This window comes from Methanobrevibacter sp., from assembly GCF_045636185.1.
Taxonomy (GTDB): Archaea; Methanobacteriota; Methanobacteria; order Methanobacteriales; family Methanobacteriaceae; genus Methanocatella.
Genome location: NZ_JAZTXC010000080.1, coordinates 1 through 5147, shown reverse-complemented (window position 1 = coordinate 5147; position 5147 = coordinate 1). Strand labels below are relative to the sequence as shown.

3 protein-coding genes are annotated in these 5147 nt (G+C 35.5%); all 3 read left to right on the top strand.

All coding sequences use genetic code 11. From position 1 onward, the window contains the following. The first annotated feature begins 281 nt into the window (after window positions 1–281). Window positions 282–1103: a formate/nitrite transporter family protein gene (locus tag ACKI3Q_RS04935; protein WP_407414850.1), complete on the top strand. Its 822-nt coding sequence runs from the start codon at window positions 282–284 to the stop codon at window positions 1101–1103. A gap of 512 nt (window positions 1104–1615) precedes the next feature. Next, entirely contained in the window at window positions 1616–3667 is a 2052-nt protein-coding gene (gene fdhF, locus ACKI3Q_RS04930) for a formate dehydrogenase subunit alpha (RefSeq protein WP_407414848.1), read from the top strand. 22 nt (window positions 3668–3689) lie between these two features. After that, entirely contained in the window at window positions 3690–4898 is a 1209-nt protein-coding gene (locus ACKI3Q_RS04925; RefSeq protein ID WP_407414846.1) for a Coenzyme F420 hydrogenase/dehydrogenase, beta subunit C-terminal domain, read from the top strand. Window positions 4899–5147: the final 249 nt, after the last annotated feature.

The window sequence follows — 5147 nt, the reverse complement described above, 5'->3', positions numbered from 1 at the left end:
ATTATCATTGATCATTCACTTTTCCCTTATTTCTTTATGCTGATTTGAATAAAATTGAACATTATTTAATTTCTTCTTATTTTTCATCGTTATGAACATAATTTCTCTTTGTAAAAATGCACATTTTAACTATATAAATGTTTTGTTTTCATTTTAATAGCAAAGTCTTTTTATATGTATGATAAATAATTATAATTAATGCTCTCTTTATGTAAGGTTTAATATAGGCCTCGAGAGTATTGATTATTATATGGGATAATTTAAAAAAGAGGTTGAGATATATGAGTTTTAAAAGTCCTGCAGATACTGCAAAAGCAGTTGCAGCTGCAGCTACCGCAAAAGGTGAAATGCCTATAATTAAACTTGCTATTTTAGGTTTCTTAGCAGGTGCTTACATTGCATTCGGTGGATTACTTGCAGAAGTAGCAAACACTGGTGCAGTAGCTGGTGGTGTACCAATAGGTATTTCTAAATTGATCTTCGGGGGCGTGTTCCCTGTAGGTTTAATTATGGTTGTCATTTGTGGATCTGAATTATTCACTGGTGACGTAATGTTTATGACTATGGGTCTTTTAGATGGTAAAACTGATATTATGGGATTACTCAAAAATTGGGTTGGATCTTGGGTATTCAACTTAATCGGTGGTCTCTTTGTTGCTTACGTACTTGCTTACGCAACTGGTATTATGGTACCTGAAGCATTCGCTGGCGGTGCAATTACCATTGCTAACACCAAAGCTTTAGGTGGAGCTACCTTCATGGCAGCTGGAAAATCAACTGCTTCTTTAACTTGGGTACAATGTTTCCTTAGAGGTATTGGTTGTAACTGGTTAGTATGTTTAGCAGTATACTTAGCTAATGCAGCAGAAGATGTTGTAGGTAAATTCTTCGGTATTTGGTTCCCAATCATGGCGTTTGTATGTATTGGATTTGAGCACAGTGTCGCAAACATGTTCTTCATCCCATTAGGTATCTTCTTAGGTGCTGAAGTAACCTGGGCACAATTCTTCATCAACAACTTAATACCTGTAACCTTAGGTAACATCGTTGGTGCTGCAGTATTTGTAGCATGTGCATACTGGTTCGTATACTTACGTGACTAAATGTACAAAATCAGTTTGGATCTAATATTCTATTAGTCAAACACAAAGGATTTTTACAAATCCCTAAATTTGTATTTACTTATTGAAAATTTGAAAGAAACCTATTTAATTCAAATTCAATAAGTATCTACTAATTTATTTAGATTTTTAGAAATTTTTCTTAAAAATTTCATTTGAATGAAAATCATGCTTATATTAGGAATTTTTAATTCCAAAAAATTTTTAGAGACTTATCTGTTTCTAAATCACATTAGGGCTTTTTTCAAGTCCTAAATATCACATTTCATGATAATATAATATTATATTATTTATGTACTTCGAATATTATTGTCAATTCTTTTATTGGATTATAACAATAGACACAATTCACAATACTCGACACAATTCACAATATCTAAGAAGTTTTAATAAATATATAATTATTAAAAATTTCATTGTTAGTCAATAATTGAATTTGCCAATATGTGAACAAAACAAAAATAAAACCTTGATTTTATTATGGAGATTATAAAATGGTTGAGATAAAATATGTACCATCTATTTGTCCTTACTGTGGTACCGGTTGTGGTATTAACTTTGTAGTCAAAGATGGAAAAATCATTGGTGTCGAACCATGGAAAAGACACCCTGTTAATGAAGGAAAAGTATGTCCAAAAGGTAACTTTGGATGGCAATTCATTAACCACCCAGACAGATTAACTACTCCGTTAATCAAAGAAAATGGTGAATTCAGAGAAGCTTCCTGGGATGAAGCTTTAGACTTAGTAGCTAGCACCCTTAAAAAATATGCTGACACTGACCCTAACAAATTAGGTTTCTACGCATGTGCTAGATCTCCTAACGAAAACATTTACATAACTCAAAAATTAGCAAGAGCCGGATGTGGTACTCAAAACGTAGACCACTGTGCACGTATCTGTCACGGTCCTACTGTAGCTGGTCTTGCAACCACCTTCGGTTCAGGTGCATCAACCAACGGTTATGACAGTATTGAAGAAGCTGATTTCATCTTCTGTATTGGTTCTAACAACATGGAAGCACACCCATTATTCGGTCGTAAAATTATCAGAGCTATTAAAAACGGTGCAAAATTAGTAGTAGCAGACCCAAGATACACTCCTACTGCAAAATTAGCACACGAATACATGCAATTCAAAACCGGTACTGACGTAGCTTTAATGAACGGTATGATCAAAATCATCATTGAAAACGGTTTACAAGATGATGAGTTCATTGCTAACAGAACCAAAGGTTACGAAGAAATGAAAGAAGTTGCAATGAAATACGACCTTGACAAAGTAGCAGAAATTACCGAAGCTGACCCTGAACAAATTGAACGTGTAGCTATTGAATATGCTGAAGCTGAAAACGCAGCTATTGTATACTCATTAGGTATTACTGAACACTCTCACGGTGCAGACAACGTAATGTCCACTGCTAACTTAGCAATGTTAACCGGTAACTTAGGTAAAATCGGTGGAGGAGTAAACCCATTAAGAGGACAAAACAACGTACAAGGTGCTTGTGATATGGGTGCATTACCTTCTGACTATGTTGGTTACCAAAAAGTTGCAAACCCTGAAATTACCAAAAAATTCTCAGAAGCTTACCAAATGGACTTACCAACCACTCCTGGTTTAACCTTAGTAGAAATGATGAATGCTGCTCACGCTGGTGACTTAAAAGTATTATACATCCACGGGGAAGACCCTGTACTCTCCGATGCAGATATTAAGCACACCAAAGAAGCAATTGCAAACTTAGAAATGTTAATCGTTCAAGAATTGTTCATGACCGATACCGCTGCTGAAGCAGATGTTGTATTACCTGCAGCAGGTTGGGGTGAACAAGAAGGTACCTTCACTTCTGGTGAAAGAAGAGTTCAATGGTTACGTAAAGCTCAAGAACCACCTGAAGGAACCATGCTTGACTGGAAGATTATGGAAGAAATTGCTGTTAGAATGGGCAGACCAAGAGAATTATTCCACTATGAAAACGCTGCTGAAATTTGGGAAGAAATCAGAGAACTCGCTCCTTCCTACTACGGAATCACTCATGAAAGATTACTCAAACCTGAAGGTGTCCACTGGCCATGTCTTGACCCAGAAGATCCTTGTGAACCTTTAATGCACAAAGATAAATTCGCTCACCCAGACGGTTTAGGTGTATTCCAAGCATTAGAACACAGAGGTCCTGTCGAAGTTGTTGATGATGAATATCCATTACTCTTAACTACTACCCGTATCTTGTTCCACTATCACGCTGCTATGACCAGAAGATGTGAAACCTTAGATAAAGAAGTACCTACTGGATTCATCGAAATCAACACTGAAGATGCAGCAGAAAGAGGAATTCTTAACAATGAAATAGTAAAAGCATACTCTAGAAGAGGAGAAATCGAAATTCCTGCTCGTGTAACTGACGACATTAAGAAAGGTATTGTAAACATTCCTATGCACTTTACCGAATGTGCAGCTAACATGTTAACCAACTCCGATTCTTTCGACCCTAAATGTAAAATGGTTGAATTAAAAGCTTGTGCTATTCAAGTAGAAAAATTATAGGTGAAATAAGGAGTAGATTAATATGGCTGTAAATGTAAATGATTTATTTTATGCATACTCTGGTAATGAAGCAATAAAAGAAAAAGGAGAATACGGTGGAGTCGTAACTACTATCATGAAATACTTACTCGAAGAAGGTATTGTTGATGCTGTTGTTGCTGTAGAAGAAGCAGCTGACTTATACGATGCTAAACCTATTCTTATCACTGACCCTGAAGATGTAATCAAATCTGCAGGATCCCTTCACTGTGGTACCTTAAACTTAGCAAAATTCGTATCCAAATACTTAGACGGTGCAAGAGATATGAAAATTGCAGTTACCACAAAACCATGTGACGCAATGACCTTAAAAGAGTTAATGAGAAAAAGAAAAGTTATCGAAGAAAACGTCATCATGATTGGTGTAAACTGTGGAGGAACCATGCCTCCTGTACCAACTATGAAAATGATTAGAGACGTTTACGAATTAGACCCTGCAGATGTTATCAAAGAAGAGATTTCCAAAGGAAAACTCATTATGGAAACCGCTGACGGTGAAAAAGCTATTTCCATCGATGATCTTGAAGAACAAGGAATGGGTAGAAGAGAAAACTGTCAAAGATGTACCATGAACATCCCTACCAACGCTGATTTAGCATTAGGTAACTGGGGAGTTATTGGTGAATTAGCTGGAAAAGCAACCTTTGTAGAAGTATGCTCCGAAAAAGGTGCAGAAATCTTAGATAAAGTAATTGAAGCTGGTTTAATTGAAACCCAAGAACCTATCGAAAAAGGTGTAACAATCCGTGCTAACATCGACAACATCATGGTAAAACAAGCAATGGCACAAAGAGAAAAAGACTTTGCTGGAACCTCCGGTGACATTTTAGAAGTATTTGCAGAATACAAAGAAGAATTCTCCAAATGTATGAAATGTTACGGATGCCGTGAAGCATGTCCTCTCTGTTTCTGTGACGACTGTTGTCTCGAAGCTGAAGGTCCTGAATGGGTACCTGGCGGATACACTCCTGCAGCTCCATTCTTCCACTTAACCCGTATGGTGCACATGGTAGATGCATGTACCAACTGTGGTCAATGTAGTGAAGTATGTCCTTGTGAAATTCCAGTATCCAAAGTATGGGCTACTGTAAACCAAAAAGTCAGAGACATCTTCGGTTACTACAGTGGTGTAGACAACGAAGAACCATTACCATTCACTGAATTTGGTCCTAAATCATACAGACAATACTAAATTTAGATTAGTGGTAATAAACATTTAGAATAAATTTTAGTTGTTGTAAAACTTTGTAATGAGCATTTTGCTTATTATATTTGTTTTACAATTTTCTATTTTTATTCTCATTTTTAATTTAATAATTTTAAAAAATAGTCACCTCTTATTCACTCATTTCTATGAAAATACTATTTTTTAAATTATTTTTTTAAAAAACCATTGATTTATTTTTAAATTTAATTTATTTAATTAATTTAGTCTATTTTT